General features: G+C 46.9%; 1 protein-coding gene. It reads right to left on the bottom strand.

Features of this window, described 5'->3' with window-relative positions; genetic code table 11:
• On the bottom strand, positions 1-975 hold a 975-nt coding region (locus tag ESB04_RS12445; RefSeq protein ID WP_164969671.1), incomplete at both ends, for a hypothetical protein.

Here is a 975-nt window from a genome sequence, read left to right as displayed (position 1 = left end):
TATTCGAGTTGATCGTTCCGTCTGTGGCATTGATGGTCGCTGACTCGGCTTTGTACAAGGCCATGCTTGCTGTCGCCACACCCTCAGTGAAAGTCAAACTAGTGGCTGTTCCAAAGTTCGTGCCCGCTACCGTTGGGTTAGTCGCTGGACTTGGGGAAGCCGTAGCTCCAGAGAAAGTAATATTTTTAGCTCCCGTGTAAGTCGTAGCGGTATTTCCTTGCGCATCTTGAGCCGTAACCGTAATGGTTTGTGAACCTCCTGCCGTTTGCGTACCGGTTCCAGTCACTACTAATTTAGTAGCAGCTCCTGCATTGATGGTTACCGATGAACTAGTCACCGCTGTTCCTGAAGCTGGTGTAAAGGTGAATGTTCCTGAACCCGAGGTTCCTGTAAATATCAATCCTAAACTAGTCAAATTGGCTACTCCACTCGTGAAGTCTCCTGCACTACTTAATTTATTCGTTCCTGATAAACCTGAAATACTACCTGTTAAAGTTGTTGTTACTGTAATATTATTTCCAGCCGCACTAAATCCTGTCGCTGTGTTACCATAAGCATCTAGGGCGGTTAAGGTATTCGTTCCAGTAAATGCACTACCATTCGTCTGAGAACTAGCCAATGAAACCGCAAGCTTAGTCATCGTAGATGGACTCACTGTTACATTCAAAGTTCCCCCTGTTATCGAGTTAATTGATCCATCGCTTGCATTGATGGTCGCTGACTCGGCTTTGTACAAGGCCATGCTTGCTGTAGCCACACCTGCTGTAAAGGTCAAGCTCGTCGGCGTTCCAAAGTTCGTGCCCGCTACCGTTGGGTTAGTCGCTGGACTTGGGGAAGCCGTAGCTCCCGAGAAGGTGATGTTCTTAGCTCCCGTGTAAGTCGTAACCGTATTTCCACTTGCATCTTTTGCAGTAATGGTGATATTTTGTGTTGCTCCAGCGGTTTGAGTACTCGTTCCTGTTATTACTAATTTAG

The sequence above is a fragment of the Aquirufa rosea genome (assembly GCF_004118285.1).
In the GTDB taxonomy this organism is placed as follows: Bacteria; Bacteroidota; Bacteroidia; order Cytophagales; family Spirosomataceae; genus Aquirufa; species Aquirufa rosea.
The sequence above is the reverse complement of the archived record's forward strand: the minus strand, read 5'-3'. Positions and strand labels throughout refer to the sequence as shown.